General features: G+C 43.5%; 20 protein-coding genes. 9 read left to right on the top strand and 11 right to left on the bottom strand.

The window, feature by feature from the left end; genetic code table 11:
- The first annotated feature begins 131 nt into the window (after positions 1-131).
- Positions 132-1,421: a citrate synthase gene (locus CAG57_RS14860; protein WP_161427632.1), complete on the top strand. Its 1,290-nt coding sequence runs from the start codon at positions 132-134 to the stop codon at positions 1,419-1,421.
- Between the two features lie 54 nt (positions 1,422-1,475).
- Here CAG57_RS14860 and CAG57_RS14865 read toward each other — a convergent pair whose 3' ends face one another.
- Complete coding sequence (locus CAG57_RS14865) at positions 1,476-2,234, bottom strand: Nif3-like dinuclear metal center hexameric protein (protein WP_170886618.1); 759 nt, start codon at positions 2,232-2,234, stop codon at positions 1,476-1,478.
- A 92-nt stretch (positions 2,235-2,326) separates the two neighbouring features.
- Here CAG57_RS14865 and CAG57_RS14870 point away from each other — a divergent pair, with 92 nt between their 5' ends.
- Positions 2,327-3,106, top strand: a complete 780-nt coding sequence (locus CAG57_RS14870) for a DUF1853 family protein (RefSeq protein ID WP_099611493.1) — start codon at positions 2,327-2,329, stop codon at positions 3,104-3,106.
- A gap of 53 nt (positions 3,107-3,159) precedes the next feature.
- Here the strand turns inward: CAG57_RS14870 and pgm are convergent, their stop codons facing one another.
- Positions 3,160-4,806: a phosphoglucomutase (alpha-D-glucose-1,6-bisphosphate-dependent) gene (gene pgm, locus CAG57_RS14875; protein WP_099611494.1), complete on the bottom strand. Its 1,647-nt coding sequence runs from the start codon at positions 4,804-4,806 to the stop codon at positions 3,160-3,162.
- A gap of 107 nt (positions 4,807-4,913) precedes the next feature.
- Positions 4,914-5,465, bottom strand: coding sequence for a replication initiation negative regulator SeqA (gene seqA, locus CAG57_RS14880; RefSeq protein WP_099611495.1), 552 nt, complete (start codon positions 5,463-5,465; stop codon positions 4,914-4,916).
- A gap of 92 nt (positions 5,466-5,557) precedes the next feature.
- Between seqA and CAG57_RS14885 the strand changes: the two genes are divergently transcribed.
- The 3 genes from CAG57_RS14885 to fldA all read left to right on the top strand — a co-directional run bounded on the left by CAG57_RS14885 (position 5,558) and on the right by fldA (position 7,235).
- On the top strand, positions 5,558-6,322 hold the full coding sequence (locus CAG57_RS14885) for an alpha/beta fold hydrolase (protein ID WP_161427633.1): 765 nt from the start codon (positions 5,558-5,560) through the stop codon (positions 6,320-6,322).
- A gap of 111 nt (positions 6,323-6,433) precedes the next feature.
- Complete coding sequence (locus CAG57_RS14890; RefSeq protein ID WP_099611496.1) at positions 6,434-6,655, top strand: DUF2788 domain-containing protein; 222 nt, start codon at positions 6,434-6,436, stop codon at positions 6,653-6,655.
- A gap of 52 nt (positions 6,656-6,707) precedes the next feature.
- On the top strand, positions 6,708-7,235 hold the full coding sequence (fldA, locus tag CAG57_RS14895; protein WP_099611497.1) for a flavodoxin FldA: 528 nt from the start codon (positions 6,708-6,710) through the stop codon (positions 7,233-7,235).
- 273 nt (positions 7,236-7,508) lie between these two features.
- Here fldA and CAG57_RS14900 read toward each other — a convergent pair whose 3' ends face one another.
- Positions 7,509-8,204, bottom strand: coding sequence for an LrgB family protein (locus CAG57_RS14900; protein WP_099611498.1), 696 nt, complete (start codon positions 8,202-8,204; stop codon positions 7,509-7,511).
- Between the two features lies 1 nt (position 8,205).
- On the bottom strand, positions 8,206-8,613 hold the full coding sequence (locus tag CAG57_RS14905; RefSeq protein WP_161427634.1) for a CidA/LrgA family protein: 408 nt from the start codon (positions 8,611-8,613) through the stop codon (positions 8,206-8,208).
- A 119-nt stretch (positions 8,614-8,732) separates the two neighbouring features.
- Between CAG57_RS14905 and CAG57_RS14910 the strand changes: the two genes are divergently transcribed.
- The gene (locus CAG57_RS14910; RefSeq protein ID WP_099611499.1) at positions 8,733-9,641 is read left to right on the top strand and encodes a LysR family transcriptional regulator; all 909 of its coding nucleotides are present in this window, start codon (positions 8,733-8,735) and stop codon (positions 9,639-9,641) included.
- A gap of 10 nt (positions 9,642-9,651) precedes the next feature.
- Here CAG57_RS14910 and CAG57_RS14915 read toward each other — a convergent pair whose 3' ends face one another.
- Positions 9,652-10,149, bottom strand: coding sequence for a DUF4442 domain-containing protein (locus CAG57_RS14915; protein WP_099611500.1), 498 nt, complete (start codon positions 10,147-10,149; stop codon positions 9,652-9,654).
- A gap of 260 nt (positions 10,150-10,409) precedes the next feature.
- On the opposite strand from CAG57_RS14915, the gene fcrX reads away from it, so the two are divergent.
- Complete coding sequence (fcrX, locus tag CAG57_RS14920) at positions 10,410-10,856, top strand: ferric iron uptake transcriptional regulator FcrX (RefSeq protein ID WP_099611501.1); 447 nt, start codon at positions 10,410-10,412, stop codon at positions 10,854-10,856.
- 60 nt (positions 10,857-10,916) lie between these two features.
- On the opposite strand, the gene CAG57_RS14925 is transcribed toward fcrX, so the two are convergent.
- The 3 genes from CAG57_RS14925 to fabB all read right to left on the bottom strand — a co-directional run bounded on the left by CAG57_RS14925 (position 10,917) and on the right by fabB (position 14,535).
- The gene (locus tag CAG57_RS14925; RefSeq protein WP_161427862.1) at positions 10,917-11,930 is read right to left on the bottom strand and encodes an aspartate-semialdehyde dehydrogenase; all 1,014 of its coding nucleotides are present in this window, start codon (positions 11,928-11,930) and stop codon (positions 10,917-10,919) included.
- A complete protein-coding gene (locus CAG57_RS14930; RefSeq protein ID WP_161427863.1) occupies positions 11,914-13,059 on the bottom strand; it encodes a 4-phosphoerythronate dehydrogenase in 1,146 nt (381 codons plus the stop codon). The genes CAG57_RS14925 and CAG57_RS14930 overlap by 17 nt, the downstream gene beginning before the upstream one ends.
- A 264-nt stretch (positions 13,060-13,323) precedes the next feature.
- A complete protein-coding gene (gene fabB / locus CAG57_RS14935; RefSeq protein ID WP_099611504.1) occupies positions 13,324-14,535 on the bottom strand; it encodes a beta-ketoacyl-ACP synthase I in 1,212 nt (403 codons plus the stop codon).
- Between the two features lie 128 nt (positions 14,536-14,663).
- On the opposite strand from fabB, the gene mnmC reads away from it, so the two are divergent.
- The gene (gene mnmC, locus CAG57_RS14940) at positions 14,664-16,676 is read left to right on the top strand and encodes a bifunctional tRNA (5-methylaminomethyl-2-thiouridine)(34)-methyltransferase MnmD/FAD-dependent 5-carboxymethylaminomethyl-2-thiouridine(34) oxidoreductase MnmC (RefSeq protein ID WP_161431043.1); all 2,013 of its coding nucleotides are present in this window, start codon (positions 14,664-14,666) and stop codon (positions 16,674-16,676) included.
- Positions 16,677-16,715: 39 nt separating this feature from the next.
- Here the strand turns inward: mnmC and CAG57_RS14945 are convergent, their stop codons facing one another.
- Positions 16,716-16,979 carry a YfcL family protein gene (locus tag CAG57_RS14945; RefSeq protein ID WP_099611506.1) on the bottom strand — a complete coding sequence of 88 codons (264 nt, stop codon included), beginning with the start codon at positions 16,977-16,979 and terminating at the stop codon, positions 16,716-16,718.
- 10 nt (positions 16,980-16,989) lie between these two features.
- Entirely contained in the window at positions 16,990-17,520 is a 531-nt protein-coding gene (locus tag CAG57_RS14950) for an elongation factor P hydroxylase (protein WP_099611507.1), read from the bottom strand.
- A gap of 276 nt (positions 17,521-17,796) precedes the next feature.
- Between CAG57_RS14950 and CAG57_RS14955 the strand changes: the two genes are divergently transcribed.
- On the top strand, positions 17,797-18,423 hold the full coding sequence (locus CAG57_RS14955) for a trimeric intracellular cation channel family protein (protein ID WP_161427664.1): 627 nt from the start codon (positions 17,797-17,799) through the stop codon (positions 18,421-18,423).
- Positions 18,424-18,431 lie beyond the last annotated feature (8 nt).

An 18,431-nucleotide genomic window follows, 5' to 3' on the forward strand; every position in this document is an offset into this window, starting at 1 on the left:
CTTTATATGTATAAAAAATCAAAGTAAGTGCACACAACAGAGGAGAAAAATTGACTTTAAATGAGATCAGACGTACAAGAATGACACACAAACATCCTGGACGGATTAAATAATAAACAAAGGAGATTGTTATGGCAGATAAGAAAGCAACCCTTCATATTGAAGGAAAAGCGCCCATTGAACTGCCGATCATGGACGGGACCCTCGGTCCTCAAGTAATCGATGTTCGTCAGTTAGGTTCAAATGGCTACTTTACCTTTGATCCGGGTTTTCTTGCCACTGCATCTTGTGAATCTCAAATCACTTATATTGACGGTAATAAAGGTGTTTTATTACACCGAGGTTATCCTATCGATCAATTAGCCAATAACGCAGATTATTTAGAAGTTTGTTACATCTTGCTTTATGGTGAAGCACCAACTCGACAGCAATACGATGAATTTAAAAAAACCGTGACCCGCCATACTATGGTTCACGAGCAAATAGCGAGTTTCTTTCATGGCTTCCGTCGTGATGCGCACCCAATGGCGGTGATGTGTGGCGTGGTCGGTGCATTAGCGGCTTTCTACCACGATTCGCTCGATATTAACAATGATACACACCGCGAGATCGCAGCTTACCGCTTGTTATCTAAGATGCCGACCCTCGCAGCCATGTGTTATAAATATTCCATTGGTCAGCCTTTTATTTATCCACGCAATGATCTGACTTATGCAGAAAACTTCTTGCACATGATGTTTGCTAACCCATGTGAAGAGTATGAAGTGAATCCTATCGTTGCCCGTGCTATGGATAAAATCTTTACCTTGCACGCGGATCACGAGCAAAATGCATCCACCTCAACCGTACGTCTTGCGGGTTCTTCAGGAGCAAATCCTTTTGCTTGTATTGCCGCAGGTATCGCATCACTATGGGGACCTGCTCATGGTGGAGCCAATGAAGCTTGCCTACGTATGTTGGAAGAAATCGGTTCCGTGGATAAGATCCCTGAATATGTCGAGCGCGCGAAAGACAAAGATGATCCATTCCGTTTAATGGGCTTCGGCCATCGGGTGTATAAAAACTACGATCCTCGTGCGACCGTAATGCGCGAAGCGTGTCATGACGTATTGAAAGAACTCAATATTCAAGATCCGCTCTTGGATGTGGCGATGGAACTAGAGCGCATAGCACTTTCAGATGAATACTTTATTGAGAAGAAACTCTATCCTAACGTAGACTTCTATTCAGGTATTATTTTAAAAGCCATTGGTATTCCAATCTCAATGTTCACGGTTATTTTTGCTATGTCACGCACCATTGGTTGGATTGCTCACTGGAATGAAATGCATAGCGATCCAGAAAACCGAATTGGTCGCCCACGCCAGCTCTATACTGGTCAGAAACTAAGAGATTTCCAACCACTTCATGAACGTGAATAACTCCCTGACATTTGTTGGGTAAAACAAGAGCGAGGTTTGCCTCGCTCTTGTTTTTTATACTGGATTATCGATATCGATAAATTCCACCTCAAAGCCATGTGTGCTCGCCAACCATTCCCCTAACGCTTTCACACCATAACGCTCTGTGGCATGATGACCTGCAGCAAAATAGTGAATATTAAGTTCACGCGCTATATAGGTCGTGCGCTCAGAGACTTCTCCCGAAATAAAAGCATCCATGCCCTGTTCAGCGGCAAGCGTAATATAGTCTTGCCCACCACCGGTACACCAAGCAATTTTTTTAATCGGCTTATCTTGTTGCTCCGGTGCGATGTGTAAAGGCGAACGCTCAAGTGCTTGAGTGATCTTAGTCGCTAACGCTTCACCACTCAACGCATGACGCAAACAGCCATATAGAGCCACCGATTGAGGATGCCCCTCTAAACCGCCTTCAACCTCAATCTCCAGTAATTGTGCTAGCTGCGCGTTGTTACCCAGTTGAGGATGAATATCAAGTGGTAAATGATAAGCCAGCAAATTAATATCGTGTTTGATCAATGTTCGTAACCGAGTACCTTTCATGCCACGAATGGCTTCTGGTTCCCCCTTCCAAAAATAACCATGATGAACCAATAGCGCATCAGCTTGACGTTGTACTGCTTGCTCAATCAATGCCTTAGATGCCGTTACTCCAGTGATAATTTTTTTGATGTCAGATTTACCTTCGACTTGCAGCCCATTCGGGCAGTAATCTTTGATTAATTGTGGAGACAAGGTCTCATTTAACAAAGCTTCTAACTGAAAATTGTTCATCTTGTGTTCCATGACTTGATTAGCATGACGTGGTTATAACAATTTCAAGCTAGAATGTCGAAAACAGTACCGCCTCCGCAAGAGTAAATAATATGGACATCACACCGCTGATCAATTGGGTCATCAAAACCCCAACCCTGTTTGAGGCCTCTTGTCCTATCGTGGCAAAGGTTCCTTTTACACCACCAGCGCCAGAGCAACGTTGGCCTAACTATCAAGGGAATCCAAGGTTAGGGTTTGTTTATCAGTTTATATGCCAACAACTGTTTACTCGCACCCCGCGTTATAATGCAGTATCGGAAGAAATCCAGCTTAACGAACATGGAAAAACGCTCGGTGCCATTGATTTTATTACTAAGAATCGCCACACGGATGCATATGAGCATTGGGAAGTCGCTATCAAATTTTACCTTCTTCACCAAGGTTTATGGTATGGGCCGAATGCAGAAGATCGGCTAGACATTAAACTCGCTCACATGCTCAATCACCAACTCTCCCTCTCAACTCGCTTAGAGTTTTGCCAAACTTATCCATTATGGGCCAATGCCCAGCCGCATTTACTGATGCAAGGACGTTTATATACCAATCCATTTCAAGCAGAGCCCATTCCAAAAGAATGCTTAGGTTACTCACTTAATTGTAGCCAAATTCAGGGGCACTGGTGCTATCAAGACCAAGTCTCACTCATTGATGAACCACTCTACTCTTTAGATAAACCCCAATGGTTAACCGGCAGAGAAAAAACATCACCGACTGACTTCGCTGAGCAGCATTATGAGGAGTTTGTGCATTGCCAAAGTGAATCAGGCATTTTTTGGTTTATTATGCCGCGTCATTGGCCAGCATCAGCCAAGTTCAACCAACCCAAATAACAAGGGGAAGCACTCCGTACTTCCCCCGTTTACACAAACCCTTGATAACGCGTTTACAAACCTGCGTCGCTAAAGACTTGATTCACAATTTGCTGCGCTTCATGCTCAATCAGAGCGAGATGTTGTGCTCCTTTAAAGCTCTCACAATAGATTTTATAAATCTCTTCCGTTCCCGATGGGCGAGCAGCAAACCAACCAAATTCAGTAGCGACTTTTAGCCCACCAATGGCGGCACCATTACCCGGTGCATGGGTTAAACGAGCAGTGATCGGATCGCCAGCTAATGTCTGAGCCGTAACCATTTCTGGTGATAATTTACTCAAAACTGCTTTTTGTGGCCCATTCGCTACCGCTTGAATACGGCTATAATACGAATCACCATGTTTAGCAGCGAGTTCATCATAATATTGCTGAGGATTTTTCCCAGTCACGGCGGTAATTTCAGCCGCTAGTAAACATAAAATAATGCCATCTTTATCTGTTGACCAAGGGGTACCATCTTTACGTAAGAAAGAGGCTCCCGCACTTTCCTCTCCTCCAAAGCCAAATTTACCCGAATATAGACCATCCACAAACCATTTGAATCCCACCGGAACTTCACATAGCTCACGACCTAAATCGGCGACCACTTTATCAATCATCGCGCTGGATACTAAGGTTTTGCCTACCGCCACCTCTGTACTCCATCCCGTACGATGACGATAAAGGTAATCGATACAAACAGCGAGGAAATGGTTGGGATTCATCAATCCTTGCGGGGTTACGATGCCATGACGGTCATAATCTGGATCATTCCCAAAGGCCAAATCGTATTGATCTTTTAACGCTAACAGCCCAGCCATTGCATAAGGCGATGAACAGTCCATTCGCACTACGCCATCTTTATCTAATGACATAAATTGGAAGGTTGGATCAATCGCTTCACTGACCAAGGTTAAATCTAGATTGTAGGCTTGACCAATTTGACGCCAGTAATCAATCCCACTACCACCTAGTGGATCAACGCCAATTTTCAGCTTGGCGTTCTGAATGGCTTGCATATCAATCACATTAACCAAGTCATCAATATAGGGTTTTACTAAGTCAACTTGCTTTAATAAAGGGGATTGCTTCGCTTCAACAATCGAAACCCGTTTTACACCACTTAAACCTTGAGAAATCAGTTGATTGGCTCGATTTTCAATCGCTTGAGTTAACTGTCCCTCCGCTGGCCCACCATGAGTTGGGTTGTATTTAATGCCACCATCTTGTGGTGGATTATGTGACGGTGTAATCACGATACCGTCGGCTTTAGCCGTATGCTCAAGGTTATAAGTTAAAATAGCGTGTGAGATACCAGGGGTCGGTGTATAACCATTATTTTCTTGAATAATGACTTCAACACCATTGGCAATTAAAACTTCGAGCACACTACTCAATGCCGGTTCTGAGAGTGCGTGGGTATCTTTACCGATATAGATCGGGCCATCTGTTCCTTGCGCAGAGCGAATGTCCACCACCGCTTGAGCGATAGCTAAAATATGAGTTTCGTTAAATGTTGCCTTATCGGCGCTTCCTCGATGACCTGATGTACCAAACTGAACTTGATGCTGTGGGTTGTTCGGATCAGGTTGCAGTAAATAATAATTAGCAACAAGGGCGGGAATATTATGCAAATCTTGCTGTTGTGCTTTTTGTCCTGCACGTGGGTGCATAGCCATAATGACATCCTATGTAAAATAACAACAAATAAAAAACCCCATAGTACGCCGTTTTGATTGCATATTATGAGGTTTCAATCAGACTTTTGCTTTTGAACGCTAAAAAGTCAAATCGATTGAGTCACTTTGTCGATGATCTCGGTCGGAAAATTCATTCGAACCATCACCTGTTCCACCATTTGCTGTTTGCGGCTTGTATTATTGTTGGTGATAACCCAAAAAGGCGTATTAGGAATTGCTTTTGGCTTGGTTGTTTGTCCATTGGCCAATAGCGTTTGCTCATTATCCGCAAAATAGACACGTTTACGCCCTTTGACTGACATCGCTTCAGAAAAACTTTCAGGATCGATACGATAGAGTGTAGAAAGCACTAGCATAAAACGATCAATCGCTTTTTTAAGATCTGCAAATTCATCTGAAATCAGTAAGCCACGCATCTCTTTAACGCTATCGATTTTCGTTTCTTGTGCGGCATCTTTACTCACAACTATACCTTTAGGAGCCAACACGTCAGATACAGGTTGTTGCACAGACTGTTGTACAGGCTGTCGAGCAACGTTCAGTAAACGTCGCAAAATATCGGAGGCACTTTCACCTATATGTTGGGTTTGGCTAGCAATGTAACGGTATAGATCTTCATCAACCTCTATTGTTTTCATTCGCTTTTCACAATCTCAATGTTTAAACTCTCAGGGATTATAGCGAGATCTTTGCCGAGACTCTACGTTAAACCTATTACGATTAAGATAAAATGTCAGCATTGCTCAATTATAAACTCGAAGGTGAGGGTCACACCGTTGTTTTGATCCATGGTCTATTTGGCAATTTGAGTAACTTAGGATTGTTAGCCCGTGACCTAAAAATCGATCATCAAGTATTAAGTATTGACCTACGTAATCACGGCCAATCTTTTCACTCATCACAACATAATTATGCTCTTATGGCGCGAGATGTCGATCAACTACTTCAGCATCTTGGCATCACCCAAGCAACGATTATCGGCCACTCAATGGGCGGAAAAGTGGCGATGAAATTGGCAGATTTAGCACCAGATATTATACAACAGCTCATCGTACTGGATATGGCACCGGTCGCTTATCATATCCGTCGACATGATCATATTTTCGCTGGATTAGATTCGGTATTGGAACAAAAACCCGCCTCTCGAAGTGAAGTCATGGCGCTATTAGCCAAACATATTAGCCAAGAAAGCGTTTGCCAATTTTTGGCGAAATCACTCATCAACCAAGACAGTGTAATGCTTTGGCGCTTTAATCTGGATGCCATTAAAGCCAACTACGAAAATATCCTCGGTTGGGAGCCTATTGCAAAAAATAAGACACCAGCGCTCTTTATTAAAGGAGCCGACTCAAATTATTTAACCGCAGAGCATCAAACCGCCATTCAGCAACAGTTTTATAACGCGAAAGCGCATGTGATTGCCAAGACCGGACATTGGTTACATGCTGAAAAACCGATCGAAGTACTGCGGGCTATTCGAAAATTCATCGTTTAACTTAAAAATCCGTATAAAATAAGGGGTAATTCAAACATCATGGGCTGATTAACTTTGGCTAATAACAGTGGTATAGTTCGCGCAAGTAATAAATTGGTATAAAGGATAACCATGCTTTACGACTATATGAACATGCTCGAATCTATTGGGCTTGATCTGCTTTTTGCGTCTATTTTTTTCTTTATTGGAATGGCAATAAAAGACGTCTTAAAACAAGGCAATGTTCCGCCATTTGGCCGTCGTATCGTATGGCTGGTGCTATTTTTAGGTTGCGCGGGTTTTATTGCCAAAGGCCTAATTCAACTCAGTTGGGAAGGCACAGGGCTGGGCTAATGACCTAGCATCATTCCCCATCAACCGATAACAATGTAAAGGTAAAGACTCTATGGCAAGTGTAGGTATCTTTTTTGGTAGCGATACAGGTAACACCGAAGCTATTGCAAAAATGATTCAAAAACAACTCGGTAAAAAACTGGTCCACGTCCAAGATATTGCTAAAAGTAGTAAAGAAGATATTGATAACTTCGACCTGCTACTGCTTGGCATTCCTACTTGGTATTACGGTGAAGCTCAATGTGACTGGGATGATTTTTTCCCTGAGTTAGAAGCCATTGATTTCTCTACTAAGTTGGTAGCTATTTTTGGATGTGGTGATCAAGAAGATTATGCCGAATACTTCTGTGATGCGATGGGGACTGTCCGTGACATCGTCGAAGCCAAAGGCGCAACCATCGTAGGCCATTGGCCAACCGAAGGCTATGAGTTTGAAGCGTCAAAAGCCTTAGTGGATGATAACCACTTTGTTGGTTTATGTATTGATGAAGATCGCCAGCCAGAGCTGACCGAACAGCGTGTCACCACTTGGGTAAATCAAGTTTATGAAGAAATGTGTCTTTCTGAACTGGAAGACTAACTGAACTGGAAAACTAAAAAATAAGTCCTCTAAATCCAAACGACTTAGAGTTGCAGGTAGGCAGCAAGTGAGTGACAAATTTGTCTAGAACAAATTTGAACAGCCGTAGGCTCACCTTTGGTGAGAGCCACAAATGGCTCTCATCATCCCCATGAGCATCAACAGGCTATGTAATTGGGGTGAAAGAACGTAGCCAACACCCCTGCGGATTTAAGTAGGAAGGATATAAACGGAGGGCTTATTTTTGTCTCGGATTAAGATAAACGCTAAAATCTACCACAAAATTTGTCCTAAAAATGGGGCGATCAATACCGTCACCATGCCAGCAATCATCATCACTACACTCGAAACCACACCTTCAGAATTGCCTATTTGATACGCTTTAGCGGTTCCAGCGCCGTGAGCAGAGGCCCCTAAACTGGCTCCTTTACCAAAACGCGAACGAATCGACAAGATCGCCAATACAGTTTCTCCTACCGCCATACCAATCACTCCAGTCAATACAACAAACAAAGCCGTTAAGTCACTTTGTCCACCGATAGAACGCGTCGCCTCCACCGCAAAAGGGGTGGTAATTGAACGCATCGCTAAGCTACGCTGTAATAATTCTGGCAACTCAAACCAACGAGCAAGTAAAACGGTACTACCCACCGCAACAATCACCGACACCAAAACCCCAACGGATAATGACAGCCAATGACGTCGAATCAGTTTGCGATTGTCATAAACAGGAATAGCAAAAGCAACCGTTGCCGGGCCAAGTAACCAAAGTAACCAATGCGATTCTTCCATATAAGCTTGGTACGGAATACCTAACCCGATCACAACAGCGACTAAGAGTACAGGAGCCAATAAGAGCGGCATTAGCAATATCGAACGCTTACGCTGATAAAGCATTTTGCTGCCATAATAAAAAAACAGCGTTAAAAGAAGACAAGCAACCCCTAGTAACGATAGATGTACCGACACCTTATACCTCTCTTACCTGATGACTTTTACGTCGAGCCCATTTTAATTCGAAACGATATAATTTATCGACAATCCAAGCCGTTGTTGCAATCACCACAATGGTACTGATCACTAAGACCAGCATAATACGCCCTCCTTGTTCACGCATAAGTGGCTGATAATTGACGACAGCAACAACCGCAGGTACAAAAAACAACAACATTTCTGCCAGTAACCAGGATGCCCCTCTCCGCAGCCAATCCACCTTCACAACTCGGCTAAACACTAATACCAATAATAAGAGCATACCTGTTAAATTAGCAGGGATAGGAAGATGAAAATGCTGAACCAAGTAATCGGCGATAAACCATATCAAAGCTAGCACCACAATTTGACCAATCGTCAATAAACCATTTTCTACTTTTTTCATGTTATTAATCGTTATTTTGTGAAATTAATCACATTATAATCAGGTGCAAAACCTGCATAAAATGACTTTTTATTATAAAAATCATTCCAAAATGGAATAATCAAACGAGCACGATAATTATGGATATTAAAGCGCTGCGCTACTTTGTTGAACTCGTTAACCAGCAAAGCTTTACCCGAGCATCAGAACAGCTGTATGTGACACAACCGACCATCAGTAAGATGATTCGTAGTCTTGAAATAGAAGTAGGACAACCTTTACTTCATCGAGAAGGACGACGATTTTGGTTAACTGAGGCGGGAGAAATCGTCTATCAGCGAGCAGGAGAAATTATTGCCCAGTTGACCCAGTTAGACGCTGAGCTGATAGATCTCAACCAATTGCAACGCGGTCAACTTCGATTGGGCATTCCCCCGATGGTTGGGCATCTCTATGCAGGGCTGATTCGGCAGTACCGCCAAGTCTATCCAAATGTTGAAATGACTATTGTCGAGTACGGGGGACGCAAAATAGAGCAAGCAGTATTGGATGGCGAATTGGATGTCGCTATTACCATGCTTTCTCAGCATGCAGAACAAAATCTCAATACGTTAGTACTGGATAATTATCCTATTTATGCGGTACTTCCCAATAGTTCACCTTGGAAAGATATGCCAAAGCTTAACTGGAGCATGTTAAAAAACGAACCGTTTTATCTTTATACACAAGAATTTACACTGAGTGATTATGTGCAGAGCCTATGCAAGCAACAGGGATTCATACCACAAATCGCAGCGCGTAGCAGCCAATGGGACTTTTTGGTGGCACTGGTCAAAAATGGTATTGGAGTCGCATTTTTACCTGAACCACTTTGTCAGAGAATACAGAGCGATGGTGTGCTAGTGCGACCGATTACCCCAACGATTGATTGGCGACTCTGTGTCATTTGGCACGCCGAACGATACATTTCTCGAACTGCAGAGGCATGGATCGAGCTATGTAAGCAGTATCAAAGCACATCGAACCTCCGTCTGGATAAAAAAGATTAACCAGCCATGATCATAAAGGTAATGAGTCATCAGTTCGATATTTCGGCTTTTTGCGAACATAAAGTTTACGGTGAACTTCTGAAACTACCGTTCCTTCTTGGTCTTTGACATGGATAATAAATTCAGGAAAGCATTTATCACCATTAGCCGTCACGGCCAATATATCATCGAGTTGGGCCTGAGAAATCAAAAACTCAGCATAAAGATCACTTTGGCCTGGCTTGATAAAATTAATGCTCGCCTCTTTATCCCAAACATAATATTGCTTTCCCAAAATCCCCATCAACATTAAAGAGTAAACAGGATCAGTGAGAGAAAAAATACTTCCTCCATATTGAGAACGGTTGGCATTTTTATTCCACCAACGTAGCTTTAAGCGTAATTTGGCTTCACGAAAATCATCACTGAGTGATTCAATTTTTATCCCTGCCCCCCAAAAAGGAGGCCAACTATTTAGTGCCCACTTCACAATATTAGGTTTATACAATATTTCCAGTGTTTTATTCATGCTATCCGTGCCTTAGACTCTAATTGATCTCAATACCTCAGCAATGATGAATCGCATGGCCATGAGGTTGAGAAGTATAACGCAGTTGATGTTGCACAATTGTAACTGGTCAGATAAGATTTCACCGTGATTTAACACGACTTTATACATAAAGACAGTAACCCTTTGAACTTCGTGGTTTATTGTTTTGACTGGGTGACCTATAATGTGAGACAACATTGACGTCTGTTTACGACGGCAGATCATCAACGGGAAAGTATATGTCAGACAATAACCAAGCGCTAAAGGATGCTGGTCTTAAAGTAACCCTTCCACGGCTAAAAATTTTAGAAGTATTACAGCAGCCTGAGTGCCAACATATTAGTGCTGAAGAGCTGTACAAAAAGCTGATTGATCTCGGTGAAGAGATCGGCCTTGCCACCGTTTATCGAGTTTTAAACCAATTTGATGATGCAGGCATTGTTACTCGCCACCACTTTGAAGGGGGCAAATCCGTCTTTGAGCTCTCAACGCAACATCACCATGATCATTTAGTCTGTCTCGATTGTGGTGAAGTGATTGAGTTTTCAGACGATGTCATCGAACAGCGCCAAAAAGAAATTGCCGCTCGATACAATGTTAAATTAACCAATCACAGTCTGTATCTGTACGGTAAATGTGCTGACGGGAACTGTAAAACCGATCCTGACGCTCACAAAGTCAAGTAATTACATAAAAAAACCACCGCATGGTGGTTTTTTTATTACTCGTTAACCCAAGACGTTAAGCTAAAAGTAATCTCGAATCAAAACTTCTGCAATTTGTACCGCATTGGTTGCTGCGCCTTTACGTACGTTATCTGCCACAACCCATAAATTGATACCACTATGATGGCTAATATCATTGCGAATACGCCCCACAAGTACGCTATCTTTGCCACCAGCATCACGTACTTGGGTTGGATACTCTTCACCTTGAAAAACATCAATTCCATCCATTTGATCTAATAATGCAATCACTTGTTCGGCATCAATCGGATCACGGGTTTCAATATGTACCGCTTCTGCATGTCCATAAAAAACCGGGACACGTACGCAAGTGGGATTAACCATTAACGAAGGATCATTGAAGATTTTTTGGGTTTCCCATACCATCTTCATTTCTTCTTTCGTATAGCCGTTATCCATAAATTGATCAATTTGTGGAATACAGTTAAAGGCTATTTGTTGACTAAAGGTTTGCGGCTCCGCCGGAATACCATTGAGTAGCTTAGCCGTTTGCCCGGCTAATTCATCAATACCCACTTTACCTGCACCAGAAACCGACTGATATGTAGTGACATTGATCCGTTCAATCCCGACAGCATCATAAATAGGTTTTAAAGCCACCAACATTTGGATGGTTGAGCAGTTCGGATTAGCAATAATATTTCGATTACGAAACTCTGCAATAGCCTGAGGGTTGACTTCAGGAACAACCAGTGGGATGTCGTAGTCATAACGAAATTGTGAAGAGTTATCAATCACTACTACGCCAGCTTCTGCGGCAATCGGTGCCCAGCGTTCAGATAACGCGCCACCGGCAGAAAATAAAGCAATGTGGGCCTGTGACCAATCAAATTCCTCAACATTCTGTACGCAAACGGTCTTGCCGTTGAAACGGTAGGCTTTCCCTTCACTGCGCTCACTGGCCAGTAAAAATAACTCACCGACTGGGAACTGGCGTTCTTGCAGAACTTCCAACATCGTTTCACCCACGGCACCTGTTGCGCCGAAAATGGCAACATTAAATTCTTGGCTCATTCGTTACCTCTATATTAAAACCTAATTTTGCTAGTGGCTCGAGTTGACAAGACTCATCTCCCACCAGTTTGATTGCGCTGTATTCTCGTCGATCCCAGTACTGTTTTCGCATTTGATCAAAACCTCCTGGCTTACCAATGTCACGGCGAAACAGGGCATCATCACGTCGTACATCATAAATCAGTTGCGTTAGACTAAGCAGTGTCGCTTCATCCCATTTTTGATGTAGCGTTACTTCAGGAATCGGAGCAACAGGGAGTAAGCTGGATGGGTTGGCCCACAATGCTTGTCCTAAAAACTCACTGTAGCGGTTAAAAATCATCGTGGTACCACGCGCCTTTCCCTCTAGCCCATAACCTGCCACATGTGGCGTCGCAAAGGCAAGTAACGGCAGTAATGTCGCATCGACCTGCGGTTCAAACTCAAACACATCCAATGCTGCGCTGAAACCATCACGCTGCTGCAAACGGACTTTAAGCGCTTGATTGTCTACAACCGGTCCACGAGCAGCATTAATTAAAATTTGATCACTACGCAAGTGCTGTAAAACAGCCTCATCGATCAGATGATGTGTTGGCCATTCACCATCGTAAGTGATCGGAGTATGCAGCGTAATCACATCCGCTTTCTCTAATAGCACTGGCAGTGGGGTAAATTCGCGCTCATCCCCTTGAGACTGCTTTGGTGGGTCATTTAAAAGCACCTTGATACCAAGCCCTGTTAAACACTCAGCAAGGTAACTACCCACTTGACCAGCACCGATGATACCCACCGTTTTATCCCAAACAGAGAAACCTTGCTGCTGAGCAAGTACCATCAAAATACTAAACACATACTCTGCTACCCCCACTTTGTTGCAACCGGGAGCGGCGGTAAAGAAAATCCCTCGTTCAGCTAATAAAGTTTGATTTACATGATCGACGCCAGCGGTTGCCGTACCAACAAACTTTAATCGGTTCGCTTTAGCCAGTAAGTGTTCATCCACTTTCGTCACTGAACGAATCATTAAAGCATCAATATCGATGAGATCATCTGCCGTTAACGTTCTTCCGGGCTTTAGTATCACCTCGCCAAGCTGGCAAAATAACGATTCAGCATAAGGCATATTTTCATCAATCAATATTTTCATAGCAGGTTCACACAAGTTATTTTTGAGGGACAAAGAAATACGATGAGACGATAGCCTCGCTCATTGGCTCGCTATCTAGTTGACACGCATTGTGCAGAAAAGCGTTCACGGTGTCGAGAATTAAAAAGACCCGGTGCCTATTAGTCACCGGGTGAATATCCAGAACAAAAGGATCCTGTCCCGCTCTCCAGGGGACAGAGTCTGCGTCTGTTTGATCGGTATTACCGACCGGTTCTGGAAAATTTTCCTTTATGTAATCACTGATTACGCAGAGTACTTTTTGATCACCAGTGTTGCGTTCGTTCCACCAAATCCAAAGCTGTTAGACATGACCGTTGTAAGCGGCTGTTCACGCATTTGCGTCACGATATCTAATCCCTCAGCCGCCGCATCTAATGTCTCAATATTAATACTTGGTGCAATAAAATTATGCTCAAGCATCAATGTGGAATAAATTGCTTCGTGAACACCTGCCGCACCGAGAGCATGACCGGTCATCGCTTTAGTAGCTGAAATCGCTGGACTGTGACCGGCAAAAATTTCTTGAATCGCACCAAGTTCTTTGAGATCGCCAACCGGTGTTGACGTGCCATGAGTATTAACATAATCCACATGATCAACCTGTTGCATTGCCATTTTCATGCAGCGAGCGGCACCTTCACCCGAAGGCGCAACCATGTCATAACCATCAGATGTCGCACCGTAGCCGACAATTTCACCGTATATTTTAGCACCACGCGCTAAGGCGTGTTCTAACTCTTCGATCACCAACATACCACCACCGCCAGAGATAACGAAACCGTCGCGGTCAGCATCATAGGTTCGTGAGGCCTTCTCTGGCGTTTCATTATACTTCGTTGATAAGGCTCCCATGGCATCGAACATCATGGTTAAAGACCAATCTAACTCTTCACCACCACCGGCAAAGACGATATCTTGTTTACCCAGTTGAATCAGTTCCATTGCATTACCGATACAGTGAGCAGACGTTGCACAGGCTGAACTGATCGAGTAATTAACCCCACGAATTTTAAATGGAGTCGCAAGACACGCAGACACGGTTGATGACATAGTACGTGGTACCATATAAGGCCCAATGCGCTTGACCCCTTTTGCCCGTAGTGTATCAACAGCAATGGCTTGGTTTAATGAAGATGCCCCACCCGAACCGGCAATAATACCGGTACGATCATTAGAAACTTGTTCTGGTGTTAATCCGGCATCGGCTATCGCTTGCTCCATCGATAAATAAGCGTATGCAGCAGCATCGCCCATAAAACGCATTTGTTTGCGATCAATATGTTCCGCTGGGTTAATTTTCAAGTCACCCCACACTTGGGAACGCAAACCTTGATCTTTAAATTGTTCAGATGCGCTAATCCCTGATTTACCTGCTTTCAGAGACGCTAGAACTTCTTGGACGTTGTTACCGATACTGGAAACAATACCCATACCGGTGATGACGACTCGTTTCATGTGAGATTCCTATAATTCAAAATTTCTTACTAGATGATAACCAAGATAAGTAACAAAAGTGGTCAGCTTTCCTATAAATCCGTACAATCTTGCCTTATTAAACACATATTGCCTAGAACTGATCGATTATGACGGCTATTACTCATGCACAACTGGCTTGGAATGATGCAGGAACCCCTGTATCAGACCACTTTGATGACGTCTATTTCTCTAATACTAATGGATTAGAGGAAACACGTTATGTTTTTATTGAAAAAAATCACCTGCCACAAAGATGGCATGAGTATGATCAACGCCGCTTTGTGATTGCAGAAACAGGCTTTGGAACTGGGCTTAATTTCCTCGCCACTTGGCAATATTTCGACCAGTTTTTACAGCAATCACCTGATGCTACGTTAAAATCATTACATTTTATTAGTTTTGAAAAATATCCATTAAAAAAAGCCGATTTGATCCAAGCCCATCAAGCTTGGCCTGAACTCGCCAAATACGCTGTTGAGCTACAAAAACATTACCCCATAGCTGTTCCTGAGTGCCATCGTATCCTATTAGCTGGAGGAGCCGTCACCCTAGATTTATGGTTCGGAGATATTAAAGACTGTCTACCTAAGGTGCCTGTTCCGCCACAAGGATTGGTTGACGCTTGGTATCTTGATGGTTTTGCACCGAGTAAAAACCCTGAAATGTGGAATCAGCAACTTTTTAATGGTATGAGCCAGTTAGCCAAATCAAAGGCAACCTGTGCCACGTTTACCGCAGCAGGGTTTGTACGACGCGGACTCATCGAAGCTGGCTTTGAAATGAAAAAAGTCAAAGGTTTTGGGACTAAACGAGAAATGATTGCCGGTCATCTCGCACATAAAAATCGATATACGAATATTGATCCTTGCTACCACAGAGAAGAAGTTACGAACCTGCAAGAAGTCGCCATTATTGGCGGTGGTATCGCCAGTGCAACCCTAGCTCACGCACTTTCGCAACGAGGAGTTCCCGTCACTTTATACTGCGCCGATACAGCGCCCGCCGCAGGAGCATCCGGTAACCGACAAGGTGCTGTTTATCCTTTGCTCAATAGCCAGCATAGTGGCGTATCACGAGTATTTGCTCCGGCATTTCTCTTTGCTCGTCAGTGGATCGAACAGATCGCACACCGTACATCATTTGCACATGATTGGTGTGGCGTCACCCAGTTAATGTGGGATGAAAAATCTACCGAGAAGCTAACCCGTATGTTGCAGGGCAATTTTCCTGATCAACTCGTTCAGTTTCTCAATCAAACGCAAACCCAAGAAAAAATAGGGTTACCGATTGATATGCCTAGCCTTTATTACTCGCTTGGTGGTTGGCTATCTCCAGCTGAATTAACCCAAGCTGTGCTGATGTTACTACAAGAAACAGGCATGTTAACGACCTACTTTGAACAGCCGATTGAAAAATTAACGTGGCTAGCCAGCCAGCAGCGCTGGCAATTAACCAGTCGCGATCAAACCTTTGAGCATCAATGTGTAGTTATTGCTAATGGCCATCAATTTGATCAGTTTGCACAAACTCGCCATATACCTTTAGGAAAAGTTAAGGGCCAGGTGAGTCACGCACCGACGAATTCAGAGCTACAACCACTGCAAACGGTACTGTGTTATGACGGGTATATGACACCCCATAGTTCGGATTACAAGACCCACTGTATTGGAGCCAGTTATGATAAGCACTCGTTAGACTATCTTTTTGATCCTCAAGCACAGCAAGAGAATGCTCAGCGGTTAGCTCGTTGCATTCCTAACCAATCTTGGCCTAAACAAATCGATGTCTCAGGTAATCAATCTCGGCAAGGAATTCGCTGTGTTAGCCGAGATCACTTACCTTTTGTTGGCAATATCGGTCAACGAGACAAGATTGTTGAGCAGTACTCCGACTTACCTCAACAACCTCTAGAGCACATACCCTCGGTTGCAAACTACCCTCACCTCTATGGGATCTTGGGTTTAGGCTCTCGAGGATTAAGCTCTGCTCCTTTGATGGCGGAGCTATTAGCATCCCAGATCTGTGGCGATCCACTTCCGCTGCCCGTGGATGTGCTTGAAAGCTTGCATCCTAGCCGAATGTGGATTCGAAAACTTAAAAAAGGACAATCTGTACGCTAATTGTTCTGTACGCTCATTGTTCGTCGTTCCGTCGAACGGCTAAACTTGCTCGATAAGTTGCTGCCAAAGTTCACTCACAATCGCCTGATCGACGGGTGATAATTCTGAACGGGCAGCCGCTAAACTCTGCGCTATCTTTATCTTAAACTCGACCAAATCATCAATCCCCGCCTCCTCACAAGCAGCAGCGGAGAGTGAAATATGCCCCCGTAAGTAGCCCCCAGCAAAGAGTTCATCATCTGACGCAGACTCAATACGTGCATCAATCAAATTCAGTAGTTTTTCTTCAAATTCAATAATCATGTTTTACTCGTTATTTCACTATAAATTGATCGGGGCTTAAAGGTGGCCGAGCATAGTGCTGGCGCAAGGCATCCGATAACCGTTTAACTCGCAAGGGTAATCCTTGTTTTAACAGTGCTAACACCTGTTGATGTACTTTATGCATAAAGGCCAATCGATCCGGTTCACTATCCCCATTTAAGTTGTCACAACTCACCGTAAATGGAAAACCCGCGCTTTGTGCAAAAATCCATTCATAAGCTTGAGGGCGAATTTCGACACGTTCAAATTCAGACTGGACTTCTGCCGACCGGCCATCAGGCTCATACCAATAGCCAAAGTCTTCCAGTAGTCGTCTCTGCGGCCCTGCGACACACCAGTGGGCAATTTCATGCAAAGCTGAGGCATAAAAACCTCGCGCGAAAATAATGCGATGATAAGGGGTAAATTCATCTGCTGGTAGGTAGATAGGTTCATCACCACCTAGTTCTAACTTAGTTTGATAATCAGCAAAAAAAACCTGATTAAAAATAGTAATCAAGTCTTGATATTGATGCGTCATAAATAATGTCGCCTCTCCCTCTTTTTATTATGGTGAGCATTCTCTCGGTTTTTTACCACCGGGTAAAGGGTTACCCTGAGGATCCGCGAGCACAGAACAGATTATCCGATACCTTAAACGCTTATCGCCATATCATTATCAATTAGTTTAAGTAATCAATACCTGGCGTTATCCTTACAAAAACTCATTCGTCAATAGCATTGATAGCTCTTACACTCACGCATTCTTAGGGGCTGTGGACCCTAAGCTTCAGGTAAATAAATAAGAGGCTCCGGCATGTTACTAAGTATTCTCTATCTCATTGGTATTACTGCGGAATCGATGACAGGCGCTCTCAGTGCTGGGCGTCTGAAAATGGATTGGTTTGGGGTCATGCTGGTTGCTAGTGCGACCGCGATTGGTGGAGGAACGGTACGCGATATTTTACTTGGCCACTACCCATTAGGTTGGGTAAAACATCCAGAGTTTCTAGCAATTACCTGCTTAGCGGGTGTGTTAACCACTGGAATTTATCGCTGGGTGATTAAACTAAAAGGACTATTTATTCGCTTAGACGCACTCGGGTTGATTGTATTTAGCATCATCGGTACAAAAGTCGCGCTAGGTATGGGGCACCATGTAATGATCTGTATGGTGGCCGCATTAGTTACTGGCGTATTTGGCGGATTATTACGAGATTTAATCTGTCGTCAGCCTCCTTTGGTACTACATGATGAGTTGTACGCTTCAGTGACCTTAGTCGCTTCAGGGCTCTATCTGGCATTACTTGAGCTGGGAGTCAGTGAAATCACCAATACAATAGTAACCTTAGTCGTGGGTTATCTGTTGCGTATGGCTGCGGTTCGATTTAAGTGGCGTTTACCTTCTTTTCACTTGGTTGAAACAGATAAACCGCTGCATTAATTCTCTTT

Source organism: Vibrio sp. V30_P3S12P165 (assembly GCF_009904905.1).
Classification (GTDB): Bacteria; Pseudomonadota; Gammaproteobacteria; order Enterobacterales; family Vibrionaceae; genus Vibrio; species Vibrio fujianensis.

Bases quoted from the DNA above. Each gene is read 5' to 3' on its own strand.
- pgm (WP_099611494.1), bottom strand. From the start codon at position 4,806: ATGGCTATGCACCCACGTGCAGGACAAAAAGCACAACAGCAAGATTTG.
- CAG57_RS14955 (WP_161427664.1), top strand. From the start codon at position 17,797: ATGTTACTAAGTATTCTCTATCTCATTGGTATTACTGCGGAATCGATG.
- CAG57_RS14910 (WP_099611499.1), top strand. From the start codon at position 8,733: ATGGATATTAAAGCGCTGCGCTACTTTGTTGAACTCGTTAACCAGCAA.
- CAG57_RS14945 (WP_099611506.1), bottom strand. From the start codon at position 16,979: ATGATTATTGAATTTGAAGAAAAACTACTGAATTTGATTGATGCACGT.
- CAG57_RS14865 (WP_170886618.1), bottom strand. From the start codon at position 2,234: ATGAACAATTTTCAGTTAGAAGCTTTGTTAAATGAGACCTTGTCTCCA.
- fabB (WP_099611504.1), bottom strand. From the start codon at position 14,535: ATGAAACGAGTCGTCATCACCGGTATGGGTATTGTTTCCAGTATCGGT.
- CAG57_RS14915 (WP_099611500.1), bottom strand. From the start codon at position 10,149: ATGAATAAAACACTGGAAATATTGTATAAACCTAATATTGTGAAGTGG.
- CAG57_RS14885 (WP_161427633.1), top strand. From the start codon at position 5,558: ATGTCAGCATTGCTCAATTATAAACTCGAAGGTGAGGGTCACACCGTT.
- CAG57_RS14930 (WP_161427863.1), bottom strand. From the start codon at position 13,059: ATGAAAATATTGATTGATGAAAATATGCCTTATGCTGAATCGTTATTT.
- CAG57_RS14890 (WP_099611496.1), top strand. From the start codon at position 6,434: ATGCTTTACGACTATATGAACATGCTCGAATCTATTGGGCTTGATCTG.
- fcrX (WP_099611501.1), top strand. From the start codon at position 10,410: ATGTCAGACAATAACCAAGCGCTAAAGGATGCTGGTCTTAAAGTAACC.
- CAG57_RS14950 (WP_099611507.1), bottom strand. From the start codon at position 17,520: ATGACGCATCAATATCAAGACTTGATTACTATTTTTAATCAGGTTTTT.
- CAG57_RS14860 (WP_161427632.1), top strand. From the start codon at position 132: ATGGCAGATAAGAAAGCAACCCTTCATATTGAAGGAAAAGCGCCCATT.
- seqA (WP_099611495.1), bottom strand. From the start codon at position 5,465: ATGAAAACAATAGAGGTTGATGAAGATCTATACCGTTACATTGCTAGC.
- CAG57_RS14870 (WP_099611493.1), top strand. From the start codon at position 2,327: ATGGACATCACACCGCTGATCAATTGGGTCATCAAAACCCCAACCCTG.
- CAG57_RS14905 (WP_161427634.1), bottom strand. From the start codon at position 8,613: ATGAAAAAAGTAGAAAATGGTTTATTGACGATTGGTCAAATTGTGGTG.
- fldA (WP_099611497.1), top strand. From the start codon at position 6,708: ATGGCAAGTGTAGGTATCTTTTTTGGTAGCGATACAGGTAACACCGAA.
- CAG57_RS14925 (WP_161427862.1), bottom strand. From the start codon at position 11,930: ATGAGCCAAGAATTTAATGTTGCCATTTTCGGCGCAACAGGTGCCGTG.
- mnmC (WP_161431043.1), top strand. From the start codon at position 14,664: ATGACGGCTATTACTCATGCACAACTGGCTTGGAATGATGCAGGAACC.